The following is a 24,222-nucleotide window of genomic DNA, read 5'->3' as shown; positions in this document are numbered from 1 at the left end:
CGGTCACGTCAATGACCCGACCCAGTTGTTGAGCAGCCGGGCTCCGGCGTCACCGGACTTCTCCGGGTGGAACTGGGTCGCGCACAGCGGGCCGTTCTCCACCGCGGCGAGGAACCGTCCCCCGTGGGTGGCCCAGGTCAGTTTGGGCGCCTTGAACAGTGCGTCCGCGGGCAACTCCCAGCTCTGCGCGGCGTACGAATGCACGAAGTAGAAGCGCTCATCTTCGGGCATGCCCGCAAAGAGCATCGAATCGGGTTCTGCCTCAACGGTGTTCCAGCCCATGTGCGGCAGCACCTCTGCCTGGAGCTGGGTGACCGTACCCGGCCACTGTCCGCAGCCCTGCGCTTCGGCACCGAACTCGACACCGCGTTCGAACAGGATCTGCATACCGACACAGATGCCAAGGACCGGTCGGCCACCGGCGAGCCGGTCGTCGATGATGCGGTCGCCCTTGACCGCGCGCAGGCCTTCCATGCATGTCGCGAAGGCGCCGACACCGGGCACCACGAGACCGTCGGCCTCCAACGCGATCGCCGGATCGGACGTCACCGTGACCTGCGCACCGGTCCGCTCCAGGGCTCGTTGCGCCGAACGCAGATTGCCCGAACCGTAGTCGAGGATTGCGACCGTACGATCGCCGTTGCTGCCGGTCACAGGGCCCCCTTCGTCGACGGCACACCACTCACCCGCGGATCGGATTCTGTTGCGGCTCGCAGTGCGCGTGCCACAGCCTTGAACTGCGCCTCGGTGATGTGGTGCGGATCGCGGCCGTAGATCGTGCGCACGTGCAGCGCGATCTGGGCGTTCATCGCGAGGGTTTCGAAGACGTGCTTGTTGATGACCGTGTGGTACGGCACGCCGGGATTGCCGCCGATGGTGGTGGTCAGCATGTGCTCGGGCTCGCCGGTGAACACGCAGTACGGGCGTCCGGAGACGTCGACGATGGCCTGTGTCAGGGTCTCGTCCATCGGGATCCAGGCGTCGCCGAAGCGGCGGATGCCCCTCTTGTCACCGAGAGCCTTCGCGATGGCCTGGCCGAGCACGATCGCGGTGTCCTCGACGGTGTGGTGGGCCTCGATCTCGACGTCACCCTTGGCCGCCACCGTGAGGTCGAAGCTGCCGTGCGCACCGAATGCGGTGAGCATGTGGTCGTAGAACGCCACGCCGGTGGAGATGTCGGTGCGCCCGGTGCCGTCGAGATTGATCTCCACGGTGATCGAGGACTCCCGGGTGGTCCGCTCGATGCGGGCCACGCGCGGTTGTGCGGTCATTTCTGCTCTCCGATCAAGTGTGTCGGGCCTATTAGGTCAGTGCGGGCCAGTTCGGCGCTGCGGGCCAGCAGCGCGTCGTTTTCGGCGGGCAATCCGATGGTGGCACGTAGATGGCCCTCGATCTGCATGTCACGGATCAACACGCCACCATCGAGGTAGTTCTGCCAGCTCACGGTCGCGTCGGCGAACGGGCCGAACAGGATGAAGTTGGCGTCGGAGTCGACCACCGAGTAGCCCAACCGGGTCAGTTCAGCAGTGACGCGCCCTCGTTCGGCGACGATCGCGGCGACCCCGGCGAGGGTGTCGTCGGCATGTCGCAGCGCCGCCCGGGCGGCGGCCTGCGTGACCACCGACAGGTGGTACGGCAACCGAACGAGCAGCAGCGCATCGATCACGGCCGGATCGGCGGCCAGGTAGCCCAGGCGTCCGCCCGCGAAGGCGAATGCCTTGCTCATGGTCCGGCTGACCACCACCTTGGCGGGGAACTCCTCGATCAGTTCGACCGCACTCGGTGCCGCGGAGAACTCACCGTAGGCCTCGTCGACGATGACGATGCCCGGCGCCGCGGCGGCCACGGCGCGCACGTCGTCGAGCGAGATGGAGCCACCGGTCGGGTTGTTGGGTGAGGTCAGGAACACCACATCGGGCCTGCGCTCGGCGATCGCCGAGAGTGCGCCATCGAGGTCGAATGAGAAGTCGGCGTTGCGCTTTCCTTCGATCCAGGTGGTGTCGGTGCCGGTGGAGATGATCGGATGCATCGAGTACGACGGGACAAACCCGATCGCGCTGCGGCCCGGACCACCGAAAGCCTGCAACAACTGTTGCAGGACCTCGTTGGATCCATTTGCCGCCCAGAGGTTTTCAGCACCGAGTGCAACACCTGTCGCCGAGCTGAGGTAGGCGGCGAGATCGGTACGCAGCGCGACCGCGTCCCGGTCCGGATACCGGTGCAGCTGCGATGCGGCCTCGCGCACCGACTCCGCGACGTCATCGATCAGTGCCTGCGACGGCGGGTGCGGGTTCTCGTTGGTGTTCAGGCGGAACGGCACGTCGAGCTGCGGTGCGCCATAGGGCGACTGACCCTTCAGCGTCTCGCGCAACGGAAGGTCGTCAAGCCCGATCCTTCTGGTCGAGGAGGTGGGGGTCGAAGAAGTCACCGAAGATCCTCCGAACCTGCAAACCGCAGCCGGACGGCTTCACCGTGCGCAGGCAGATCTTCCGCCTTCGCCAAGGTCTGCACGTGTCCGGAGACCTCCTTGAGTGCGGCCTCGTCGTAGTCGATGACGTGCACGCCGCGCAGGAACGTCTGCACCGACAGACCCGAGCTGTACCGCGCCGAACCCGACGTGGGCAGAACGTGGTTGGAGCCGGCGCAGTAGTCGCCCAGGCTCACCGGCGAGTAGTCGCCGACGAAGATCGCACCGGCACTGCGTACTCGGGCAGCCACCGCAGCAGCGTCGCGGGTCTGGATCTCGAGGTGTTCGGCGGCGTAGGCGTTGACCACCTGCAGGCCCTGATCGATGTTGTCCACCAAAATGATTCCCGACTGCGGACCAGAGAGCGCTTCACGAACCCGATCCACGTGCTTGGTCCGCCGGACCTGGAGCTCGATTGCAACGTCCACGGCGTCGGCGAGCTCGGGGCTGTCGGTGACGAGGACCGACGCTGCCATCACGTCGTGTTCGGCCTGGCTGATCATGTCGGCGGCCACGTTCACCGGACTGGCCGAACTGTCGGCCAGGATCGCGATCTCGGTGGGGCCGGCTTCGGAGTCGATGCCGACAACGCTGCGGCACAGCCGTTTTGCCGCCGTCACGTAAATGTTGCCAGGGCCGGTGATCAGGTCGACCGGATCGAGGTCGGCGCCGTCGGTATCGGTGCCGCCGTAGGTCAGCAGGGCAACGGCCTGTGCACCGCCCACCGCCCAGACCTCGGTGACACCGAGCAGCGCGCAGGCCGCCAGGATCGTCGGATGTGGCAGACCGTCGAATTGCGCCTGAGGTGGCGACGAGACCACCAGGGATTCGACACCGGCCACCTGGGCGGGCACCACATTCATGACCACGCTCGACGGATAGACCGCGTTGCCGCCCGGCACATACAGACCGACCCGTCCCACGGGGATCCAGCGTTCGGTGACTGTTCCGCCCGGTGAGACCTCGGTGCTCACGTCGGTTCGACGCTGGTCGGCGTGAACCCGACGGGCCCGCTCGATCGCCTCCGACAGCGCGGCGCGGACATCGGGATCGATCTCGGCCAGGGCCTTTTCGATCTGCTCACCGGGGACCCGCACGGTCTCCGGTGCCACGCCGTCGAACTTCTTGCCGTAGTCGAGCGCCGCGGAGGCACCATGCTCGCGGATCGCATCGATCACCGGTTTGACCTGGCCCAAGACCGTGTCGACGTCGGTGGCGCCGCGCGGAAGGGTCCGGCGTAGTTGAGCGGTGGTGGCGTTGGCACCGCGAAGGTCGGTGCGGGCAAGCATGAGCACGAACTCCTGACGAATCGTTGGCGATCCACAGTTGCCCCTGGAATGGCCACTGCGGACTTACTTCTAAGGATATGCGTTCCGGCCAGCCGTTTTTACCAGCGCCCCTAGGATCTGATCATGGTCTTCGCCGCACGCCTCCTCATCAATGCTGTCGCCATCTGGATTGCGGCAGCCCTCATCAACGGGATATCGATCGCCACGGACGGCCGCGACACCGGCGCTCAGATCCTGGTGGTGCTGTTCATCGCACTGGTCTTCACCATCGTCAACACCGCGATCAAGCCGTTTGTGCAGCTGCTGTCGCTCCCCCTGCTGGTCCTGACGCTGGGACTGTTCACCCTGGTCATCAACGCGTTGATGCTGTTGCTGACGGCCTGGGTCACCGAGACCACCGACTTCGGCCTGAGCGTCGACGGATTCTGGACCGCGGTCGGTGGCTCGATTGTGATCTCGATCGTCAACTTCCTGCTCGGGGCACTGGTCCCCGACCGTCAAGACCGCTGACGTCGACGGGTTCGGTCAGAGCGTTGCGGTGTCGATCACAAATCGGTAGCGGACGTCCGAAGCCACCACCCGCTCGTAGGCCTCGTTGATCTGTGAGGCGTCGATCACCTCGATCTCGGCACCCAGGTTGTGCTCTGCGCAGAAGTCGAGCATCTCCTGGGTTTCGGCGATTCCACCGATCAGTGACCCGGCCAGCGAACGCCGCTTGGACACCAACGTCATGGCCGCCACCGAAATCGGGTTCTCCGGCAGGCCCAACTCGACCAAAGTGCCACCGACGGCAAGCATCGACAGGTACTTGTTGATGTCGAAGTTGGCGGAGACCGTGTTCAGGATCAGATCGAACTTTCCACGGAGTTCGGTGAACGTCTCGGGATTGTCGGTCGCGTAGTAGTTCTGCGCACCCAACCGGAGTCCGTCTTCCATCTTCTTCAGCGACTGCGAGATCACGCTGACCTCGGCGCCCATGGCATGGGCGATCTTCACACCCATGTGGCCGAGGCCACCGAGTCCGATGATCGCGACACGCTTGCCGGGTCCGGCGTTCCAATGGCTCAGCGGTGAATACGTGGTGATACCCGCGCACAACAACGGCGCTGCGACGTCCAACGGCAGCCCCTCGGGGATGCGTAGGACGTAGTTCTCGTCGACCACGACTTCCTGGGCGTAGCCACCGGTGGTGACCTTTCCATCCCGGCCGACCGCGTTGTACGTGCCGACCATGCCCTTCTCGCAGTACTGCTCGTCGCCCTGCAGGCAGGGCTCACACTCGCGGCAGGAGTCGACAAAACAGCCGACGCCGACGCGATCGCCGACCTTGTACTTCGTCACCTCCGAGCCGATCTCGGCGACTGTGCCCGAGATCTCGTGACCGGGCACCACCGGATACTGCGCCTGTCCCCATTCGTCGCGCACCGTGTGGATGTCGGAGTGGCAGATACCGGCGAAGGCGATGGCGATCCGCACGTCGGCCGGACCTACGTCACGGGTCTCGATTGTCATCGGGACCAGCGCACCCTTCGCAGATGGAGCGGCGTAGGCGTTGATGGTCGGCAAGATATACCTCCGAGAATGTGGGGATTGCGATGTTGAACCGCGCATTCAAGCGTACATACGCATATGTCCTCGGCTAACGAATGCGACGTGCACCACAGGTCCCCACCCACGCAGGTTTGTCGACAGTCAGTCGCCGATCCAGTCGAACCCGATATCGAGGGCGGTCACCGAGTGTGTGAGTCCGCCCACGGCGAGGTAGTCGACGCCGGTGCGGGCGTAATCTCCGGCGACGTCGACCGTCAGTCCGCCCGAGCTCTCGAGCTTGGTGGACGGCGACCGGGTGTTGCGCCGCTGCACCGCAACCTGGGTCTGCCAGAGCGGAAAGTTGTCCAAGAGAACAAGTTCGGCGCCCAGAGCCAGAGCTTCGTCGAGCTGTTCGAGACTGTCGACCTCGACCTCGCAGGTGATGTCCGGGGCAGCGGCACGTACTGCATTGAGTGCCGCGGTGACCGATCCGGCGGCTGCGACGTGGTTGTCCTTGATGAGCGCCTCATCGCCGAGACCCATCCGATGGTTCTGTCCACCACCGCAGCGCACCGCGTACTTCTGCAGAGACCGCATGCCCGGCAACGTTTTTCGTGAATCCCGAACCTTGGCGTGCGTGCCCTCGACCTCGGACACCCACACCGCGGTGGCACTGGCGATGCCGGACAGATGGCACAACAGATTCAGCGCGGTCCGTTCGGCCACCAGCAATCCGGCGACCGGACCGCGCAGTGTTGCGACCGCAGATCCGGCCTCGAGCTCTGCACCATCGTCTAGACGGTCGAGGACCTCGTAGTCACCGGCACCGATGACCTCATCGAACACCTGCAGCGCCACATCGAGGCCCGCGAGCACACCGGGCCGGCGGCTCGAGAGCACCGCGGTTGCCACGGCGCCTTCGGGAACCGTTGCAGCTGTGGTGATATCGGGTCCGTAGCGCAGATCCTCGTCGAGTGCGATCGCGATGAGCGCCTTGACCTCAGCGGTACCGGCGGGATTGCCCGTCACTCCCCCGACCCCGGGTTACCGATCTCGATCATCCGTTGGACGCTGCGGCGTGCCTTCTCGGCGACGTCGGGTGCCACATGAACCTCGTCTTTGCCCTCACGGAGGCAACGCAGCAGCGCAGCCGGGGTGATCATCTTCATGTAGGGGCACGACGCCCGGTCGTTGACCGCCTGGAAGTCGACATTCGGCGCGGCCTTGCGCAACTGATGCAACATGCCGACCTCGGTGGCGACCAGCACCTGCTTTGCGCCGGTCTCCCTTGCCGCGTCGAGCATACCGCCGGTCGAGAGGATCTTCACCCGATCAGCGGGTACAAAGCCCTCGCCTGCCAGGTACAAAGCCGATGTGGCGCAACCACACTCAGGGTGAACAAACAGCTCGGCGTCGGGGTGCGACCGCGACTTGGCGGTCAGTTCGTCACCGTTGATGCCGGCGTGAACGTGGCATTCACCCGCCCAGATCTGCATGTTCTCGCGACCCGTCTCACGTTTGACGTGAGCGCCGAGGAACTGGTCCGGCAGGAACAGGACTTCCCGGTCGGGGTCGATCGAGGCCACCACGTCGACCGCGTTGGACGAGGTGCAGCAGATGTCCGTCAGGCCCTTCACCTCGGCGGTGGTGTTGACGTACGAGACCACCACCGCATCGGGGTAGTCGGCCTTCCACGCCCGCAGGTCATCTGCGGTGATCGAGTCGGCCAGCGAACAGCCGGCCCGCTCGTCCGGGATGAGCACCCGCTTGTCCGGGCTCAGGATCTTGGCGGTCTCGGCCATGAAGTGCACACCGCAGAAGATGATCTCGTCGGTTTCGGCCTCGGCCGCTATCCGCGACAGCGCGAGCGAATCCCCTACGTGATCAGCGACGTCCTGGATGGCCGGGAGCTGGTAGTTGTGCGCCAGCAACGTGGCGTTGCGCTTCTTGGCGAGACTTTTGATCTCGGCGAACCATTCCGGCGTCGGCTCGACCCCGGTGTAAAGAGGCTCGGTCGATCCGAGAGTGAGTGACGTGGTTGTCATGACAACCACCTCCTGTTCCTGGCGCCGGTCGTCGGTGGCCGGCCTGGGCTATGGGCTGGGGTTTTCGACTGTAGATCGAAAACCTCCCCCGATCCTAGCACCCGGCATGTGCGCACCCTCACACTCCGCCCCTGCGATACCCCGGTCACGCCTGGTCCGGGGTGCCGCAGCGCACCCACTACACTCGCAGCCATGCCGTCGCCGAGTGTCTTCCATGAAGTCCTCTGTGCCGTGTTCCAAGTCCGCGAGCATCAAGCCGGCGAGCCGCCCGTGCTGTCGGTCTTGTTGTGGCAGCGCGCTTTTGATCCCCAGGCCGGTTCATGGTCGCTGCCCGGTGGCGGTTTGCAGGATGACGAGGACCTCAAGTCGTCAGCCTTGCGACAGCTCGCCGAAAAGGTGGACCTACGCCAGGTGGCCCACCTCGAGCAGCTGTCCGTGTTCTCCGAACCCGACCGCATCCCCGGACCGCGGGTGATCGCGTCGTCCTACCTCGGCATGGTGCCGTCGGATTCGCGACCGAACCTGCCGCCGGACACCCGCTGGCACCCGGTCTCAGATCTTCCGGAGATCAGTTTTGATCACCGCCAAATCGTCGAACGGGCGCGCTCGAGGTTGGCCGCCAAGCTCTCGTACACCAATATCGCGTTCGCACTCGCGCCCGCCGAGTTCTCGATGTCGGCCCTGAGCGACATCTACTGCGCAGCCCTTGGCTATCCGGTGGACTCGACCAATCTGCTGCGTATCCTCTCGCGCCGCGGCGTGATCACCGCGACCGGAACCGTCGGCCGAACCGGTCCGTCGGGTGGACGGCCGCCCGCTCTGTACCGCTTTGCCGACAAACAACTGCGCATCACCGACGAGTTCGCAACACTGCGCCCACCCATGTAGCCCCTCCAGTCGGGCCAAAGACGCTGTGTTACTTGCCCACCGGGCGTGTCTCCGGCTGCTCCCCCGCTTCGGCGAACAGGTCCGCCACGCGGTCTGCCGTCTGCAACGACTTCCTCGTGGTCGAGTAGATGCCGCTTGCCAGGATGATCGCACCCAGTCCGGCGGCGACCCACCACAACGGCGCCATGTCCGAAGCCGATGACGTCCCGCGGTCGCCCGCGATCACCGAACCCGCCATCGCACCCGACAACGCCACACCGATACTCACGCCGATCTGCCTGCTGGTGGATGCGATCGCCGAAGCCGCCCCGGCCCGATCCCTTGGCATGCCGCTGACCGCGCCGGTGGTGATGGGCGCGTTGACCATGCCGAAACCGATTCCGAACAAGCCAAAGGTGATGAGCAGCTGCCAGACCGGTGTCACATCGTCGATCGTCGACATCAATACGGACGCAACCGTCAGGAGTGTCCCGGCAGCGACCAGCGAGGGCCGGGTGCCGTAGTGCCCGACCAGCCGCCCGGACAGTGGAGAGAAGAGCAGCGTCCCCGCCGCCAACGGCAGGAACATCAGCCCGGTCTCGATCGGGCTGAATCCGCGGATGCTCTGCAGGTAGATCGACACCACGAAGAGGAAAGCCCCATAGGCCGCAAAAGCGCAGATCCCGTTCACCGTGGCGGCCGAGAACGGAATGCTGCGGAAGAACCGTAGGTCGATGAACGGGTCGTGGTGACGCAGTTCGTAGCGACAGAACGTCCCGAACGCCACCACCGTGATCGCAAAGATCCCGATCGTCGCCGGATCGGTCCAACCCATCGAGGGTCCTTCGATCAGCCCGAAGACCAGGCCTGCCATGAAGACCACCGCCAGCGTCTGACCGACCGGGTCGAGACTACGCACGTGCAGCGACTTCGACTCTGGCACAACAAGTGCGGTGGCCACCACCGCGATCACGCAGATCGGCAGGTTGATCCAGAACACCGCTTCCCAGCTGAAGAGTTTGATCGCGGTGCCGCCGACGATCGGCCCCAGAGCCATCGAGATACCCACCACCGCGCCCCACACCCCGACCGCCCGAGCCCTCTCCACCCGGCCAGGGAAGGTGTTGGTGATGATCGACATCGCGACAGGGTTGAGCATCGAACCGCCGATGGCCTGGACGAAGCGGGCCGCGATCAGCACCTCGATGCTCGGGGCCAGACTGCAGAGCAGCGAACCGAGCGCAAAGGTGGTCAGACCGATCTGGAACACGCGACGGCGACCGAACTTGTCGGCCATCGTCCCGGCCAAGAGCAGCAGGCTGGCCAACACCAGGGTGTAGATGTCGATGACCCATTGCAGCTGCGACGCACTGGCATCAAAATCCGCACGTATCGACGGGATCGCCACGTTGACGATGGTCGCGTCCATCGTCACGATCAGCAGGCTCAGACAGCAGGTCACCAGAATCGCGGTCTTACGACGAGGACTGAGCACCGTTGCTGAGGTCACCCAGTAATTGTGCTGCTGCTCGACCATCGCCTGTGCGGCGGGTCACCCTGCCGGCGTGTCATCCGACACGGACCGCCGGTGCGTCCAGCGCGATCGTCTCGTCCGGGAATCCCAGATCACCGGACCGATTCATGACCACCAGCACCACATAGGTCAGCATCGCGGTCAGCGGTGCGATGACCAGCAACGCCCAGGAGAACCCGATCCCTCCCCCGAAGTCGAGGTAGGCCCCCGCGATACGCAGGCTCGGTGCCTGCGTGAACTCGTCGCCGACGGCCACCCCGTCGCGCCCGGGGAAACGCTGACGGGCCACCAGGTCTCCGACCCAGACCGCGACCACACCGGAGGCGATCGCACCGAACGCCAAACCGGTGACACCGGCAGGCCCCCGCAGTCGCGGCGGCATCCAGAAGACCACCGCTAGGACCACGCCGGCGATCAGGGCGACCGAGAAGTACAAGCCGATGGCCGTGAACTCCGACGTGGCATCACCCGTTGCGACAGCGCGATCCGGCGCGACCATGCGCCCTTCGATGCCCGGGGTCAACAAACCCCAGATCAGACCCCATAAAATCCCGGCAAGCACCACACCTGCCGAGACAAAGCCCACAGACCGAACCCTGCCGGTCAACGTTGATACAGCTCCACCGAATCGACGGTACCGTGCCGCGAACACCGCGCCGACCAGCCGTCAGGGCGAACCTGGACCACCATCCGCCTGCCACACTGTCCGCAGTAGCGCGGTGGCTCGAGCCCGAGCTGCGCCGCCCGCGGAATCGAATCGGGGTCCTCGACATCGAGCTTCACCCCGGTGTACACGCCGTAGACCATCGGGACGGCCAACGGAGTCGGGATGTCGCTCATCGTCTGATCGCTGATCAAATCGAGTCGTTGAGTGCCTTGATCGGCATCTGCAGCTCGTCGAGCAGATCCAGATCGGTTTCGGCAGGACGGCCCAACGTGGTCAGGTAGTTGCCCACGATGACTGCGTTGATCCCGCCAAGGATGCCCTGTTTGGCACCCAGATCACCCAGCGTGATCTCGCGTCCTCCCGCGAAACGCAGGATGGTGCGCGGAAGTGCCAATCGGAACGCGGCAACAGCCTTGAGCGCTTCGGCCGCAGGCAACACATCGAGGTCGCCGAACGGGGTTCCGGGACGCGGGTTCAGGAAGTTCAGCGGAACCTCGTCGGGATCGAGTGCAGCCAGGTCCGCGGCGAACTCGGCGCGCTGCTCGAGGCTCTCACCCATTCCGAGGATGCCGCCGCAGCACACCTCCATCCCGGCCTCGCGGATCATCTTCAGCGTGCCGAAACGCTCTTCCCAGCTATGGGTGGTGACCACGTTCGGGAAATGCGACCGCGCGGTCTCCAGGTTGTGGTTGTAGCGATGGACCCCCATCGCCTTGAGCTCATCGACCTGTTCCTGGGTCAGCATGCCCAGGCTGCACGCGATCTGGATGTCGACCTCGGCCCGGATGGCCTCGATGCCTGCGGCCACCTGCGCCATCAGGCGCTTGTCGGGTCCACGTACGGCGGCCACGATGCAGAACTCGGTGGCACCCGATTTGGCGGTCTGCTTGGCGGCTTCGACCAATGCCGGGATGTCGATCCAGGCACTGCGAACCGGCGAGGCAAACAGTCCTGATTGTGAACAGAAGTGGCAGTCCTCGGGACAGCCGCCGGTCTTGAGGGAGATGATGCCTTCCACCTCGACCTCTGGACCGCAATGCTTCATCCGTACGTCATGAGCGAGTTGCAGCAGATCGGTCAACCGGTCATCGGACAACTGCAATACCTGCAGCGTCTGCTCCTGGTTGAGCCCCTCCCCGCGTTCCAACACCTGCTCACGTGCGACGTCGAGTATGTCGGTACGTACTGGCGCCTGGGTCACGTGGGGCCTCCCTTTTGTCGCGAACGTTGAGGTCTCAGTGTGCATCATCACGCACACCGGGTACCCGGCAGTGGGTCACAGACCCGCAAGCCAATTCGGATCAAACCATCCAGATGCCTGCGAAGTAAAACTACTGCGCGGTAGGCTTCCGGCTCCCGCGGGGATCCGCCCGACCACCGGGACCCCCGTCAGGGCCGGCAGGTCGTCGAGGTTGCACAGTTCGGCCAGACCCGGCTGCGATGGCCACGAGCCGATGACGATGCCGGAGCACTCGAGGCCGGCGGCCTTGATCGCCGACGTGGTGAGCTCTGTGTGGTTGAGCGTGCCGAGCCCGGCAGCGGCGACAACCAGCAGCGGCGCACCGATCCCGGCCGCAACGTCGAGCATGGTGATGTCAGGTGCCAGCCGTACCAGTACCCCTCCGGCACCCTCCACCAGCGTGAGGTGGTGCGAATCCAACCGGCGAATGCCGTCGATGATCACCTGCAGATCCACCGGTGCGGCACCTTCACGTGCGGCCGCACGAGACGGTGCCAGCGGATCACGAAAGCGGTAGAGCTCGGAGGTGGCGGTGACCCCCGCGAGCCGGATCACCTCGTCGACATCGCCGGGTTCGCCCGGCCCGACCCCGGTCTGCGCCGGTTTGCACACGGCCACGCTCGCCCCCGCAGCCATGGCCGCAGCTGCCACCGCGGCGGTTGCCACGGTCTTACCGACCTCGGTCGAGGTCCCGGTGATCACGAGTCTCACAGTGCGCCCTCAGATCTCGGCGAGTACGGCCGTGACGACCTCGGCCACTCGGGTGATGTCGTCATCGGAGAGATCTGCGCGAACGGTCAGACGCAGCCGCGACGTGCCCGGTGGCACCGACGGCGGACGGAAGCACCCGACAAGCACTCCGCGGTCGCGACAACGTTGCGCGGCCGCGTACGCCTTGGCCGGATCGCCGATGATGATCGAGACAACCGCCGCCTCCGACTCCGTGCCCCCACACAGGCTCGCGAGCCGGGCAGCGTTGGCACGCACGCGAGTTGCCAGATCAGGCTGCGCGCGCAGAACTCGCAACGCGGCCTGCGCGGCACCGGCTGCGGCGGGCGCCAGACCGGTGTCGAAGATGAATGTGCGGGCGCGATCGATCAGATGATCGCGGACCATCGTCGATCCGAGGACCACACCGCCTTGCGAGCCAAGCGATTTCGAGAGAACCGCGGTGGTGACGATGTCGGGGGCGCCGGCAAGTCCGGCTTCGTCCAGAACCCCGCGACCGCCGGTGCCTCGAACCCCAAAGGCGTGGGCCTCATCCACCAGCAGCACCGCACCGTTGGCGCGGGCCGCTGCATACAACTCGGCAACCGGGGCGATCGCACCATCGATGGAGTACACGGAGTCGGTGACCACCATCGCCCGCTGCTCGCTGCGCCCTTCCAATTCCCGTCGCACCGCCGCGTGGTCACCGCGGTCGACGACGACCACCCGGGCCCGCGACAGACGGCACCCGTCGATCAGTGATGCGTGCGAACCCCCGTCGGAGACGATCAGGTCGCCGCGACCCATCAGCGCCGACACGGCCGCGATGTTGCCGAGGTAGCCGGACGAGAACACCAGGGCCGCTTCATAACCGAGGAAATCCGCGAGGTCGTTCTCGAGCGATTCGTGGATCTCGGTGGTTCCGGTGACCAGACGCGACGATGTCGATCCGGCACCCCACAGATCGAGCGCTTCGTGTGCGGCCGCGATGACGTCCCGATGGCGGGACAACCCCAGGTAGTCATTGGACGCCAGGTTCAGCAACCGGTCGTCGGTCCCACGCGGCACCAACGTCCGGTGCAGGCCTTCCGCCGCGCGAACGTCGGCGGCCTCATGGAGCCAGTCCAGCGCGGTGTCGATATCGGCGGAGTTCGGCGTCAGCGGGTTCACTGTGAGAAGCCTCTCATAGAGCCAGATGTTGTGGCATGGCCCGCCACCGCGGCGCGTACGGACGCACTCACTCCACCGATCAGTGTGTCGATGTCGGCTTCGGTACAGATATACGGAGGCATCGTGTAGACGAGGTCGCGGAACGGTCGCAACCAGACGCCGGCATCCACGGCAGCATCCGTCGCAACCGCCATGTCGACGGGGTCGTCGACCTGCACCACTCCGATGGCCCCGAGGACGCGTACCTCCCGCACCCCTGGCAGCTCCGACAGCGGCGCCAGCCCGGTGGCCAGAGCCGCCGATATCCGGGCGACCCGATCGCGCCATGGCGATTCGAGCAACAGTTCGGTCGAGGCGACCGCGATGGCCGACGCCAAGGGATTGGCCATGAATGTGGGGCCGTGCGCGAGCACTCCGACGGCCGAACCCGAGATGGTGTCGGCAATCTCACGTGTGCACAGAGTTGCTGCCATCGACACATAGCCGCCGGTCAACGCTTTGCCGACGCACATGATGTCGGGCGAGACGCCCACGTGGTCGGCGGCGAACAATTCTCCGGTCCGACCGAATCCGGTGGCGATCTCATCGAAGATCAGCAACACCCCCTGCTCGTCGCAGATTCGGCGAAGCTCGACGAGGTAGTGGGGGTCGTGGAAACGCATCCCTCCGGCACCCTGCACCACCGGTTCCACGATGACCGCGGCCAGCTCGTCCCGATGCGCGATCACCAGCTCTTCGAACTCGCCGACGTAGTCGGCCTCGAAATCGGCAGGCGGCGCGGGCGCAAAGACCTGCCGGGTCAGCACGTCGGTCCACAGTGAGTGCATCCCACCTTCGGGATCGCAGACGCTCATCGGTGTGAACGTGTCACCGTGATAGCCGCCGCGCCAGGTCAAGAGCCTGTTTCGACCTGTTGTGCCCCGAGCCCGCCAGTACTGCAGAGCCATCTTCACCGCGACTTCGACGGACACCGATCCCGAGTCCGAGAAGAACACGGTGCGCAATGTTTCCGGGGTGATCTCCACCAGCAACTCGGCCAATCGGGCCGCGGGCTCGTGCGTCAGGCCACCGAACATCACGTGCGCCATCGAGTCGAGCTGGGTGCGCGCAGCATTGTCGAGCACCGGATTGCGATAGCCGTGGATCGCCGCCCACCACGAACTCATCCCGTCGACCACCGTGGTCCCGTCGGCGAACGTCAGTCGCACGCCTTCGGCCGAGCGCACCACCCGCGGGACCGGCGCCGAATGCGGCATCGTGCCGTACGGATGCCAGATCAGCTCGGAATCGAGCCTGCTGATCTCCGCTGCGGAGCGCGCAGCCGATTCGTTCGAAGTGTCGGGAAAGTTGGGCACGGATCCACACTAGTGAGGGCGCGCGGTGGATCTGAGCCGGGGATTCTGATCTAAGGCAGGTACATTACGTGGCTGGACAGCCGAACGAATTGCTGCGTTCCGACTAACGCGCCGCAGACCCCGAACAAACGAGATACCAGACCATTGACTGCTATGCCCAGCGTTGACACGCGGAACGCCACGGTTCCCCCCGACACGGTGCCGACCTACCGCACCGACCTCGACGGACTCCGTGGCCTCGCGATCGTCCTCGTGGCCTGCTTTCACATCTGGTTCGGCCGGGTTTCCGGTGGCGTCGATGTCTTCCTGACCCTCTCGGGCTACTTCTTTGTCGGCTCGCTCCTGCGGCACACCATCGTCAGCCAGGACGAGCGGACCACACTGTGGGAGACCGTCAACCCGGTCCAACGCCTGACGCGGCTGGCCCGACGCCTGCTACCCGCAATGGTGGCGATCCTGATCGTCATCAGCCTCGGGATGCTGCTGATCTTCCCGGAAACCCGGTGGCTCGCCACCGGACGTGAGGTCATCGCGAGCCTGTTCTACTACCAGAACTGGTTCCTGGCCTTCAATTCCCAGGACTACACCGCGGCAAGCTCGGCCAACAGCCCGTTGCAGCACCTGTGGTCGATGTCGGTGCAGGGTCAGTTCTTCGTGGTCACGATGCTCACCGCGCTCGCATTTGCCGGTGCCATCAAGTTGCTGGTTCGGTCCGGATTCAAGAAACTTGCCGACCCGACGGTGATCCGGGTGGTCATCGGTGTGGCGATCCTCGGCGTTGCCGCGGTGTCGTTCTACTGGGCGCATATGCGGATGGGCGTGAACCAGCAGTTCAACTACTACGACACCATCTCGCGCGCCTGGGAGCCGCTGGCCGGCGGCCTGCTCGCCGTGTGGATGCCGAAGTGGCGTGTCCCCAACGCGATCCGCAACCTGGTCGCGATCGTCGCACTCGGCCTGATCATCAGCTGCGGCTGGTGGATCGTGGGTGTCGAGCAGTACCCCGGACCGTGGGCCCTGGTTCCGGTGCTCTCCACGTTGGCGATCATCTGGTCCGGCAACAACGCGGTCCGGCGTGGGTCGTCGGTCGACCGACCCGCGGTCAGCAATGCCCTGGCCGGCCGGCAGATGGTCTGGCTCGGCTCGATCTCGTATGCGCTCTATCTGTGGCACTGGCCGCTGCTCATCTTCTATCTGAGCTGGCGCGACAAGAACGACGCATCGGTCCTCGAGGGCACCGCCCTGATCGCGCTCTCGATCGCGTTGGCCTGGCTGACAAAGCGTTACATCGAGGATCCGCTGCGGGCACCGCGTTCGGTGTCCGTTCACGGACACGGAACCGGACAAGGCGCTGGGAAGAACAGCCCACCGTCCGAGGGGACGCCCCCGCTGCGCCATCAGCCCGCCCACGCCACGCCAGTGCGCCCGTGGCGTAGTCGTCTGCTGAACTACTCGACGATCGCAGGCAGCCTCCTGCTGGTCGGCGCCATCGTGATGACTGCCGGGATCAAGGCGTGGGAGAGCCACGCGACCAATCTGACCGTCGACACCACGAACCTCGATACTCGCGTCTACCCCGGTGCACGCGCACTCCTCGACGGTGTCGCAGTACCCCACGTCGATCCGCAGCCCTCGCCGCTGGCAGTTGTCATGGACCTGCCCGCAACCTCGTTCAACGGGCACATCAGTGACTTCGATGACGGCGACGTCCACATCGGTGAGTACGGAGATCTGCAGGCCACCAAAACAATTGCGCTGGCAGGCGGTTCTCATGCCGAGATGTGGATCACTGCACTCGACATCCTCGGCAAGCAGAACCACTTCAAGGTCAGGACCTATCTGAAGATGGGGTGCCCCCTGACCGCCGAGGCAGAACCCAAGCAGTCCGGAGTCCCCTACCCGCAATGCCGCGCGTGGGTCGACAAGGTGATGCCGATGATCATCGCCGACCGGCCCGACGCGGTGTTCACCAACTCGACCCGGCCTCGCGACAACGATCCCGGCGACTGGGTTCCCGACGACTACCTGCCGATCTTCGCCCAGTTCGCCGCCGCCGACATCCCGGTCCTGGGCATACGCGACACCCCCTGGCCGCACAACGATGACGGAGCCATCAACACCCCGGACTGCCTATCGAAGAGTTCCAACGACGACTGCAGCACGTCCCGCGCGTGGGCATTGGCGCCTACCGATCCGGCGCTTGACGTGGTGCCCGACTACCCGAATCTGCATCCGCTCGATATCACCGCGGGATTGTGCGACGACACAACATGTCCCGCTGTCGTGGGAAACATCACCGTCTACAAGGATTGGCACCACCTCAGTGCCACCTTCATCCGTAGCCTGATCCCGGAATTGCAGCGTCAGATGCAGGCCGCCCTACCCTGGACGTAACCAGCAGGTTGCGCCACGGTGCTGCCCTGTGCTCCGAGTGCCGCTCGGCCCGCGTCCCAGTAGGGTCATGGACATGAGTAAACGAGAGTGCAGATGACGACGCCTGACGGTGGTGCGCTCACGGAGGACGCCGGCGACAAAGTATCCACCGAGGTGAGTACGCCAGAATCGGACACACCGACCGCGATGCCCGCGCAGAGCGGCGCCGCCATCACCGAAGAGGTCGAAGAACTCATGGTGTGGCCGGGTACGGCCTACCCGCTCGGCGCCACGTTCGACGGCACCGGAACCAACTTCTCGCTGTTCTCTGAGGTTGCGACCAAGGTCGAGCTGTGTCTGATCAGCAAAGACGGCTCAGAGACGCGTATCGAGCTCGAAGAGGTCGACGGCTACGTCTGGCACGCATACCTGGCCACGATCTCTCCAGGGCAGCGATACGGTTACCGCGTCCACGGACCTTACGATCCCCGGCAAGGTCTGCGATGTGACCCGTCCAAGCTCCTCGTCGACCCGTATGGCAAGTCGTTTCACGGAGAGTTCGACGGCGATGCGTCGCTGTATTCGTATCCGATCGCTCTCGATCCCCCGGCTCCCGAACCGGCCGCTTCCGAACCTTCGTCCGGGGAATCAACCGGAGACGAAACCGACTCGTCAACAGATGAATCCGTCGCCGAGACCATGGCCGCCAGTGCGGTCGAGGTCCAGGTCACCGACACCGCGACCGAACTCTCGAGCGAATCCGAAGACCTCATCGACACCGCGGAGGTGGCAACCGCCGAGACCGACGCCGAGGACGCCGTTGCCGAGCCCGAGGCAGAGCCGGAATCCGAGCAGCCCGACCCACTGTTCGGAGATCCTCCGCGCCTGGATTCGTTGGGACACACCATGACCTCGGTCGTGATCAACCCATTCTTCGACTGGCAGAATGACCGCGCGCCCAACCGTCCGTACTACGAGACCGTCATATACGAGGCCCACGTCAAGGGTATGACGGCCACCCATCCCGAGGTCCCGGAACAACTCCGCGGAACCTATGCGGGGCTGGCGCATCCGGCGATCATCGACCACCTGACAAAGCTCGGCGTCACAGCGATCGAACTGATGCCGGTGCACCAGTTCCTGCAGGACCAGACGCTGCTCGATCAGGGCCTGCGAAACTACTGGGGCTACAACAGTTTCGGATTCCTGGCACCCCACGCCGACTATGCGTCGAACAAGCGGGCCGGCGCCGCGGTGCCCGAGTTCAAGGCCATGGTCCGGGCATTCCACGACGCGGGTATCGAGGTCATCCTCGATGTGGTCTACAACCACACCGCCGAGGGCAACCACATGGGACCGACGATCGCCTTCCGCGGCATCGACAATGCCGCCTACTACCGGATCGTCGATGACGAGCCCTGGGCCTACATGGATTACACCGGAACAGGCAACAGTCTCAACGCCCGGCATCCGCACACCCTGCAGCTGATCATGGACTCCCTTCGGTACTGGGTTCTCGAAATGCATGTCGACGGATTCCGTTTCGACCTAGCCTCGACCCTGGCCCGAGAACTACACGATGTGGATCGCCTGTCGGCGTTCTTTGATCTCGTGCAACAGGATCCGGTGGTCAGCCAGGTCAAACTCATCGCCGAGCCGTGGGATATCGGCGAAGGCGGCTACCAGGTCGGCAACTTCCCGGGCCTGTGGACCGAATGGAACGGCAAGTACCGCGACACCGTGCGCGACTACTGGCGGGGCGAACCGGCAACTCTTGGCGAGTTCGCGTCCCGGCTCACCGGTTCATCTGATCTCTACGAGGCGACCGGACGTCGCCCCAGCGCCAGCATCAACTTCGTCACCGCGCACGACGGCTTCACGTTGCGAGACCTGGTGTCGTACAACGAAAAACACAACGAGGCGAACGGCGAGGACAACCGGGACGGCGAGAGTCACAACCGGTCGTGGAACTGTGGGGTCGAGGGTCCGACCGATGATCCGGTGATCGAAAACCTGCGGGCTCGCCAGCAGCGGAACATCCTGGCCACCCTGATGCTCAGCCAGGGCACCCCGATGATCGCCCACGGAGATGAGATCGGCCGGACGCAACAGGGCAACAACAACGTCTACTGCCAGGACGGCCCTCTGGCCTGGATGGATTGGTCTCTGGCAGAGACCAATTCCGAACTTGTCGATTTCACTGCCCGGGTCATAGAACTCCGCAAAGAGCATCCGGTGTTCCGTCGTCGGAGGTTCTTCGCGGGACGGCCCATCCGTTCCGGGGACGAGCCTCGCGACATCGCGTGGCTCACCCCGTCGGGCCACGAGATGACCGAAGAGGATTGGGACAGCGGTTTCGGAAAGTCCCTCGCGGTGTTCCTGAACGGTTCGGCCATCGGCGAGAAGGACATTCGTGGACGGGTGGTCCAGGACAACGACTTCCTGATGTGCTTCAACGCGCATTACGAGCCGATCGCATTCCAGCTCCCCACAACCTTCTACGCCAACGAGTGGGCGGGTGTACTCGACACCGCGCATCCCCTCGGTGACAGCGCGGTCATCGCCAAGGCCGGGACCCCCGTCCTTGTCACCGGAAGGTCGTTGCTGGTCCTGCGCAAGGTGAACTGATGATCCTGCCTCCCACCGCCACTTATCGCCTTCAGCTGAACAGTGGTTTCACATTCGCCGACGCCGTCGGAAATCTCGATCATTATGCGGCATTGGGGATCAGCCACCTGTACCTGTCGCCGGTGCAGACCGCTCAGAAGGGATCGGCGCACGGTTACGACTGGGTGCCGCCTCCCGAGGTCTCCCCCACACTCGGCGGCATCGACGGTCTCCGGGAATTGCGTCGCGCAGCCGCCGATCGCGGCATCGGGTTGATCATCGACATCGTGCCCAACCACACCGGCGTCGAGGACCCGCGGCAGAACCCGTGGTGGTGGGACGTACTACGACTGGGTGCCAACTCTGAGTTCGCGCCGTATTTCGACATCGACTGGTCGACGGACAACGGGGCCGACGGCAAAATCGCTCTGCCCGTTCTGGGTTCACCCGACGACCTCGATGCCCTGGAGGTCGATACCTCCGGCCCGGAGCCCGAGCTCGCGTTCTATGAACACCGCTTTCCACTCGCTCCCCGAACCCACGACCCACAGGCGCGGGAATCAGCGGTCGCAGTGCATGACAGACAGTCATATCGGTTGGTGCCGTGGAACATCGGTGTCCTCGGTTATCGCCGCTTCTTCTCCGTGAACGGGCTCGCCGGACTGCGGCAAGAAGATCCGGCCGTGTATGCGGCCACCCACACCCTGGTCCGGCAACTCATCGAGGAAGATCTGGTCGACGGGATCCGGGTTGATCATCCCGACGGTCTGGCCGACCCGCAAGGTTATCTGCGCAACCTCCGCGACGACCTCGGACCGGACCGCATCCTGCTGGTCGAGAAAATCCTCTCCAAAGGTGAACCGCTCGATCCGTCGTTGCCGGTGGACGGCACCACCGGGTACGAGATGTTGCGTTCCGTCGGAGCTGTTCTCGTCGACCCGAATGGCGAAGAGCCCCTGGGTGATCTCCATCAACGGTACGCGGGCGACCGCGGTGACCACCGATGGATCGAGGCCACCGAGCGGCATCTGAAGTTGTCGATCCTGTCCGACACCTTCCCTGCCGAACGTGCTCGGCTCCGGCGCACACTATTGGCCTTCGCAGCCGGCACATCTCCCGATACCCCGGCACCTTCCGCGGCCGAAGTCGACTCCGCGATCGGCGCGGTGATCGCTTCCCTCGGCGTATACCGCAGCGACTACCCGGTTCTGGCCGGAACCCTGGAGTCTGTACTGACCACCGAAAAGCAACGGCTACCCGCGTTGAGTGGAGCGTTCGACCTCATCGGTGCGGCCGTCGACTCCGACGCCGAGGCGAGAGCACGTCTGGCGCAGGTCTGCGGTGCCGTCACCGCCAAAAGTGTTGAGGACTGCCTCTTCTACCGGACCGCCCGACTGGTGGCCCTGCAGGAAGTCGGCGGCGATCCGGGCACATTCGCCGACTCGATCGAAGAGTTCCACCGCATCAACGTCGAACGGGCCGCCGCCTGGCCCCGGGCCCTGACCACACTCTCGACACACGACACCAAACGCAGCGAGGACGTCCGCACCCGTATCGGCGTGCTGTCCCAGATCCCCGCGCGCTGGACCGAATTGGTGGATCGATCACAGACCCGTAACCCGGCGCCCGACGGAGTCACCGGACTGTTCCTGCGGCAGAACCTCTTCGGCATCTGGCCCGTGGACGGCGTGATCACCGACGACCTGCGAGACCGCTTCCATGAATACGCGACAAAGGCCATCCGTGAAGGTGCGGTCGGCACAACCTGGACCCAGGTCGACACCACCTTCGAGTCGGCAGTGCATGCGTGGATCGACAACATCTTCGACGGGCCCTGCGCCAAAGACCTGACCGACCTACTGGAAGTTGTTCGATCACACGTCGAATCCGACGCGCTCCTACACAAGGCGCTGGCCATGTTGACGCCGGGAGTCCCCGACGTCTACCAGGGCACCGAATGGTTCGACGATTCACTCGTTGATCCCGACAACCGTCGCCAGGTCGACTACACGCAGTCGGTCGACCACCCCAAGGTGGTGATCGTGCGCACCGCAGCACAATTGCGCCGCCGACGTCCTGAGGTGTTCACCGCAGGCGAGTACCACCCGTTGTCGGCGGACGGACCCGCAGCCGCGCACGTCATCGCATTCGGACGCAGCGAACCCGGCGCGGACGTCTCGGTGATCCTGGTCGGATGCCGCTGGACGGTGAGCCTGGACCAACAGCATTGGGAACAGACAACACTCGATCTACCCCCCGGTACCTGGCGAGAACTCCTGACCGGCAGCGATATGTCCGGAACCGTGCAGATCGCGCGCTTCGGAACCGCGGTCGCGATCCTCGAACGGATCTGATTCGGGGAGTACCTGTCCGATCAACCGGCCGGAGCGGGCGCCGGTGCGGGCTCGGTGGTCGGAGCCGGCGCGGTGGCACCAGGATCCACGCCTGCGTTCGGATCCGCTGAACCGGCACCGGTGCTGGACGGACCCGGATCCATCTGGGACACCAGCCATTTCCCGTCGTGCTTCTCCAGGGTCAGCTGGAACATGCCCAGGTTGGTGACCGGGGTGGTCGCGACACTGCTGGTGCCGGTGATCTCGGCGACCACCAGGGTTGTCGCCGTATCAGTCGTATTCGACACCACACCCGACGACCAGATCTCGGGCGTGATCTTGAGTTGCATCGACGCGATGTCGGTCTGGGTCTTCTCCCGCTCGTTGAGCAGGTTGTCCCGGAAGGCACCTACGGTCAGCGGCGACATCCGATTGACGTACTCGCCGGCGGTGGTGGTGTTCATCGAATCGAGCAGCTGGGTGACGAAGTAGTCAGACGCGGACTTGGCATCTGATGCGGCGTCGAGCTTTGCCTTGTCCGACTTCCAGTTGATGCCGAAGAAGATCACGGCCCCCAACAGCGCAACAACCACAGCACCGGCAAGGATCTTTCCGACAACCGCAACGCTGATGGTGATCTGCTTGCCGCTCTTCGTATTCGATTCGCTGACGACGCGCCCCGGCACTGCGGTGTCAGCCGGGACGTCGGCCTCAGAACCCACCGCTTTGCGGCGCGGCTTCCCGGTCGGCTTCTTGCTCATCGAGACACCCTCGGTGGACTCAGCTTCGGATTCGGGCTTGTTGTTCTCGGCCATAGGGCGTTTCTACCTCATAACAATTTTCGGACGGCGGCGCGTGGTGTTCTCGCCGCTCAGCCCAACGGGGCGGTACGTGCATTCGGATCGAAGTTCGGGGGCGGTCCGGCGGTGTCGTCACCGGGCGGACGTGGGGCGTTGGACGCTCCCCGGATCTGCTGTGTCTCATCCTCTGTCACGCAGTACAGATTGACCGGCACCGATGCCTCGAGGATCTCGGTCGGCGGTTCCGGCAACACCGGATACTCGCAATACGGACGTGGATAGATCGACCCGTAGGCCCACCACGCACCGTCGTGGAACATCGACTGCGAGGTGATTGCCCCGTCGCGGATCGCCGGGAACAGATTCACCAGGGCCGGAGCACGCAATGCGCCCTGCTCGGCGATGTCGAGGAACTGTGTGAGCACACCCGACAACGGATCGGTCAGCTGGTTGAGCGATCCGCTCAGGGTTGTCAGCTGCGCAGGCGCCTGGCCGAGGAAGGTACGCAACTCCTGATCCGAGGCGACCAGGGCGTCGATCAGTTCACTGATGCCGGTGGTCAGGGTACCCAGATCAGGCTGGATGTCGGCCGTAGTCTCCAAGATCGTTCCGGTGTTCTGGATCAACGTGACCGTTTCCGGGAGTACCCGATAGAGATCGGCGAAGATCACACCGCCGCTGTTGAACAGCGCCCGCAATTGGTTCTTTCCACCGCTGTCGAGCGCGACGTCGAGCTCGTCGATGGTGATGCTCAGCTTCTCCGCGTCGATCTGGCGGACCACGTCGAGCGACGACTCGAGCAGCTTGGGGAACGCGACCGTCGACGACGTCTGGGTGGTCGAGATCTTGTCACCATTCGAGAAGTACGGCCCGTCAACGGTACTCGGCTGAAAGTCGACGTATTGCTCTCCGACGGCAGACAACCCGAGCGCGGCGACGTGCGAATCCTTGCTGATCTTGTATTCGGAGTCGATCACGACCGTCACCTCGACCGAGGTCGGAGTGGTCCGGATCTGGTCGACCGCGCCGACCCTGGCCCCGCGCAACGTCACGTCCGATGTGCTCTGCACACCACCGGAATTGGCGAACTCGACGGTCAGCTCGTACGTCTCATCGAGCGGCCGCCAGCGCAGCACGCCCAGACTCAGATAACCGAGGCCCACAAGCATCACGAGTACCAGGGCGAAATTCGAGAGCATGATCTTGTGTTTCAGCAACCAGGCTGTCATCGCTGCCC

The 24,222-nt window shown here is 64.6% G+C and carries 21 protein-coding genes; 5 read left to right on the top strand and 16 right to left on the bottom strand.

Translation table 11 applies throughout. From position 1 onward, the window contains the following. Window positions 1-3 precede the first annotated feature (3 nt). Genes hisH through hisD form a run of 4 tightly spaced genes read right to left on the bottom strand, consistent with a single transcriptional unit; the run spans window position 4 to window position 3,756 of the window. Window positions 4-654 carry an imidazole glycerol phosphate synthase subunit HisH gene (gene hisH / locus AC56PL_RS06960; protein ID WP_495515606.1) on the bottom strand — a complete coding sequence of 217 codons (651 nt, stop codon included), beginning with the start codon at window positions 652-654 and terminating at the stop codon, window positions 4-6. Beyond that, window positions 651-1,271 carry an imidazoleglycerol-phosphate dehydratase HisB gene (gene hisB / locus AC56PL_RS06955; RefSeq protein WP_495515605.1) on the bottom strand — a complete coding sequence of 207 codons (621 nt, stop codon included), beginning with the start codon at window positions 1,269-1,271 and terminating at the stop codon, window positions 651-653. Before hisB ends, hisH begins: the two co-directional genes overlap by 4 nt. Further along, window positions 1,268-2,428: a histidinol-phosphate transaminase gene (locus tag AC56PL_RS06950; protein WP_495515604.1), complete on the bottom strand. Its 1,161-nt coding sequence runs from the start codon at window positions 2,426-2,428 to the stop codon at window positions 1,268-1,270. Before AC56PL_RS06950 ends, hisB begins: the two co-directional genes overlap by 4 nt. Then, window positions 2,425-3,756 (bottom strand): histidinol dehydrogenase, encoded by a 1,332-nt coding sequence (gene hisD / locus AC56PL_RS06945; protein WP_497153328.1) that lies wholly within the window; start codon window positions 3,754-3,756, stop codon window positions 2,425-2,427. Before hisD ends, AC56PL_RS06950 begins: the two co-directional genes overlap by 4 nt. 123 nt (window positions 3,757-3,879) lie before the next feature. Between hisD and AC56PL_RS06940 the strand changes: the two genes are divergently transcribed. After that, a complete protein-coding gene (locus AC56PL_RS06940; RefSeq protein WP_497153327.1) occupies window positions 3,880-4,266 on the top strand; it encodes a phage holin family protein in 387 nt (128 codons plus the stop codon). A 15-nt stretch (window positions 4,267-4,281) separates the two neighbouring features. Here the strand turns inward: AC56PL_RS06940 and AC56PL_RS06935 are convergent, their stop codons facing one another. From AC56PL_RS06935 to nadA, 3 genes are all read right to left on the bottom strand, one after another. After that, window positions 4,282-5,322 carry an alcohol dehydrogenase catalytic domain-containing protein gene (locus AC56PL_RS06935; protein WP_495515601.1) on the bottom strand — a complete coding sequence of 347 codons (1,041 nt, stop codon included), beginning with the start codon at window positions 5,320-5,322 and terminating at the stop codon, window positions 4,282-4,284. A 126-nt stretch (window positions 5,323-5,448) separates the two neighbouring features. Beyond that, the gene (gene nadC / locus AC56PL_RS06930) at window positions 5,449-6,315 is read right to left on the bottom strand and encodes a carboxylating nicotinate-nucleotide diphosphorylase (RefSeq protein WP_495515600.1); all 867 of its coding nucleotides are present in this window, start codon (window positions 6,313-6,315) and stop codon (window positions 5,449-5,451) included. Next, window positions 6,312-7,331, bottom strand: coding sequence for a quinolinate synthase NadA (gene nadA / locus AC56PL_RS06925; RefSeq protein WP_495515599.1), 1,020 nt, complete (start codon window positions 7,329-7,331; stop codon window positions 6,312-6,314). Before nadA ends, nadC begins: the two co-directional genes overlap by 4 nt. A gap of 192 nt (window positions 7,332-7,523) precedes the next feature. Between nadA and AC56PL_RS06920 the strand changes: the two genes are divergently transcribed. Further along, the gene (locus tag AC56PL_RS06920; protein ID WP_495515598.1) at window positions 7,524-8,219 is read left to right on the top strand and encodes an NUDIX domain-containing protein; all 696 of its coding nucleotides are present in this window, start codon (window positions 7,524-7,526) and stop codon (window positions 8,217-8,219) included. A gap of 28 nt (window positions 8,220-8,247) precedes the next feature. Here AC56PL_RS06920 and AC56PL_RS06915 read toward each other — a convergent pair whose 3' ends face one another. The 7 genes from AC56PL_RS06915 to AC56PL_RS06885 all read right to left on the bottom strand — a co-directional run bounded on the left by AC56PL_RS06915 (window position 8,248) and on the right by AC56PL_RS06885 (window position 14,872). After that, the gene (locus tag AC56PL_RS06915) at window positions 8,248-9,735 is read right to left on the bottom strand and encodes an MFS transporter (protein ID WP_497153326.1); all 1,488 of its coding nucleotides are present in this window, start codon (window positions 9,733-9,735) and stop codon (window positions 8,248-8,250) included. A gap of 31 nt (window positions 9,736-9,766) precedes the next feature. After that, window positions 9,767-10,318 (bottom strand): DUF2567 domain-containing protein, encoded by a 552-nt coding sequence (locus AC56PL_RS06910; protein ID WP_497153325.1) that lies wholly within the window; start codon window positions 10,316-10,318, stop codon window positions 9,767-9,769. 17 nt (window positions 10,319-10,335) lie between these two features. Beyond that, on the bottom strand, window positions 10,336-10,572 hold the full coding sequence (gene bsaP / locus AC56PL_RS06905; protein WP_482145730.1) for a biotin synthase auxiliary protein BsaP: 237 nt from the start codon (window positions 10,570-10,572) through the stop codon (window positions 10,336-10,338). Window positions 10,573-10,586: 14 nt separating this feature from the next. Beyond that, entirely contained in the window at window positions 10,587-11,600 is a 1,014-nt protein-coding gene (bioB, locus tag AC56PL_RS06900; protein WP_495515595.1) for a biotin synthase BioB, read from the bottom strand. Window positions 11,601-11,675: 75 nt separating this feature from the next. Continuing rightward, window positions 11,676-12,341, bottom strand: a complete 666-nt coding sequence (gene bioD, locus AC56PL_RS06895) for a dethiobiotin synthase (protein ID WP_497153324.1) — start codon at window positions 12,339-12,341, stop codon at window positions 11,676-11,678. Window positions 12,342-12,359: 18 nt separating this feature from the next. Then, window positions 12,360-13,508, bottom strand: a complete 1,149-nt coding sequence (locus AC56PL_RS06890) for an 8-amino-7-oxononanoate synthase (protein ID WP_497153581.1) — start codon at window positions 13,506-13,508, stop codon at window positions 12,360-12,362. Between the two features lie 5 nt (window positions 13,509-13,513). Next, window positions 13,514-14,872: an adenosylmethionine--8-amino-7-oxononanoate transaminase gene (locus tag AC56PL_RS06885; RefSeq protein ID WP_495515593.1), complete on the bottom strand. Its 1,359-nt coding sequence runs from the start codon at window positions 14,870-14,872 to the stop codon at window positions 13,514-13,516. 153 nt (window positions 14,873-15,025) lie between these two features. On the opposite strand from AC56PL_RS06885, the gene AC56PL_RS06880 reads away from it, so the two are divergent. The 3 genes from AC56PL_RS06880 (at window position 15,026) to treY (ending at window position 22,206) form a co-directional block, all read left to right on the top strand. Continuing rightward, window positions 15,026-17,266 carry an acyltransferase family protein gene (locus tag AC56PL_RS06880; protein WP_497153323.1) on the top strand — a complete coding sequence of 747 codons (2,241 nt, stop codon included), beginning with the start codon at window positions 15,026-15,028 and terminating at the stop codon, window positions 17,264-17,266. Between the two features lie 186 nt (window positions 17,267-17,452). Beyond that, complete coding sequence (gene glgX, locus AC56PL_RS06875; protein WP_497153580.1) at window positions 17,453-19,873, top strand: glycogen debranching protein GlgX; 2,421 nt, start codon at window positions 17,453-17,455, stop codon at window positions 19,871-19,873. Beyond that, window positions 19,873-22,206 (top strand): malto-oligosyltrehalose synthase, encoded by a 2,334-nt coding sequence (gene treY, locus AC56PL_RS06870; RefSeq protein ID WP_497153322.1) that lies wholly within the window; start codon window positions 19,873-19,875, stop codon window positions 22,204-22,206. Before glgX ends, treY begins: the two co-directional genes overlap by 1 nt. Window positions 22,207-22,226: 20 nt before the next feature. Here the strand turns inward: treY and AC56PL_RS06865 are convergent, their stop codons facing one another. Both AC56PL_RS06865 and AC56PL_RS06860 read right to left on the bottom strand, forming a co-directional pair. Next, window positions 22,227-23,000, bottom strand: coding sequence for a hypothetical protein (locus tag AC56PL_RS06865; protein WP_497153321.1), 774 nt, complete (start codon window positions 22,998-23,000; stop codon window positions 22,227-22,229). Between the two features lie 56 nt (window positions 23,001-23,056). Then, window positions 23,057-24,214, bottom strand: a complete 1,158-nt coding sequence (locus AC56PL_RS06860; RefSeq protein ID WP_497153320.1) for an MlaD family protein — start codon at window positions 24,212-24,214, stop codon at window positions 23,057-23,059. Between the last annotated feature and the right edge of the window lie 8 nt (window positions 24,215-24,222).

It is taken from the genome of Williamsia sp. Y721, assembly GCF_059683565.1.
This window is presented reverse-complemented; position numbering and strand designations above follow the sequence as displayed.

Excerpts from the sequence above, each read along its gene's own strand:
- hisB (WP_495515605.1), bottom strand. The coding sequence starts at position 1,271 with ATGACCGCACAACCGCGCGTGGCCCGCATCGAGCGGACCACCCGGGAG.
- treY (WP_497153322.1), top strand. The coding sequence starts at position 19,873 with ATGATCCTGCCTCCCACCGCCACTTATCGCCTTCAGCTGAACAGTGGT.
- AC56PL_RS06860 (WP_497153320.1), bottom strand. The coding sequence starts at position 24,214 with ATGACAGCCTGGTTGCTGAAACACAAGATCATGCTCTCGAATTTCGCC.
- nadA (WP_495515599.1), bottom strand. The coding sequence starts at position 7,331 with ATGACAACCACGTCACTCACTCTCGGATCGACCGAGCCTCTTTACACC.
- AC56PL_RS06880 (WP_497153323.1), top strand. The coding sequence starts at position 15,026 with ATGCCCAGCGTTGACACGCGGAACGCCACGGTTCCCCCCGACACGGTG.
- hisD (WP_497153328.1), bottom strand. The coding sequence starts at position 3,756 with ATGCTTGCCCGCACCGACCTTCGCGGTGCCAACGCCACCACCGCTCAA.
- AC56PL_RS06940 (WP_497153327.1), top strand. The coding sequence starts at position 3,880 with ATGGTCTTCGCCGCACGCCTCCTCATCAATGCTGTCGCCATCTGGATT.
- glgX (WP_497153580.1), top strand. The coding sequence starts at position 17,453 with ATGCCCGCGCAGAGCGGCGCCGCCATCACCGAAGAGGTCGAAGAACTC.
- bsaP (WP_482145730.1), bottom strand. The coding sequence starts at position 10,572 with ATGAGCGACATCCCGACTCCGTTGGCCGTCCCGATGGTCTACGGCGTG.
- AC56PL_RS06915 (WP_497153326.1), bottom strand. The coding sequence starts at position 9,735 with ATGGTCGAGCAGCAGCACAATTACTGGGTGACCTCAGCAACGGTGCTC.
- AC56PL_RS06920 (WP_495515598.1), top strand. The coding sequence starts at position 7,524 with ATGCCGTCGCCGAGTGTCTTCCATGAAGTCCTCTGTGCCGTGTTCCAA.
- AC56PL_RS06865 (WP_497153321.1), bottom strand. The coding sequence starts at position 23,000 with ATGGCCGAGAACAACAAGCCCGAATCCGAAGCTGAGTCCACCGAGGGT.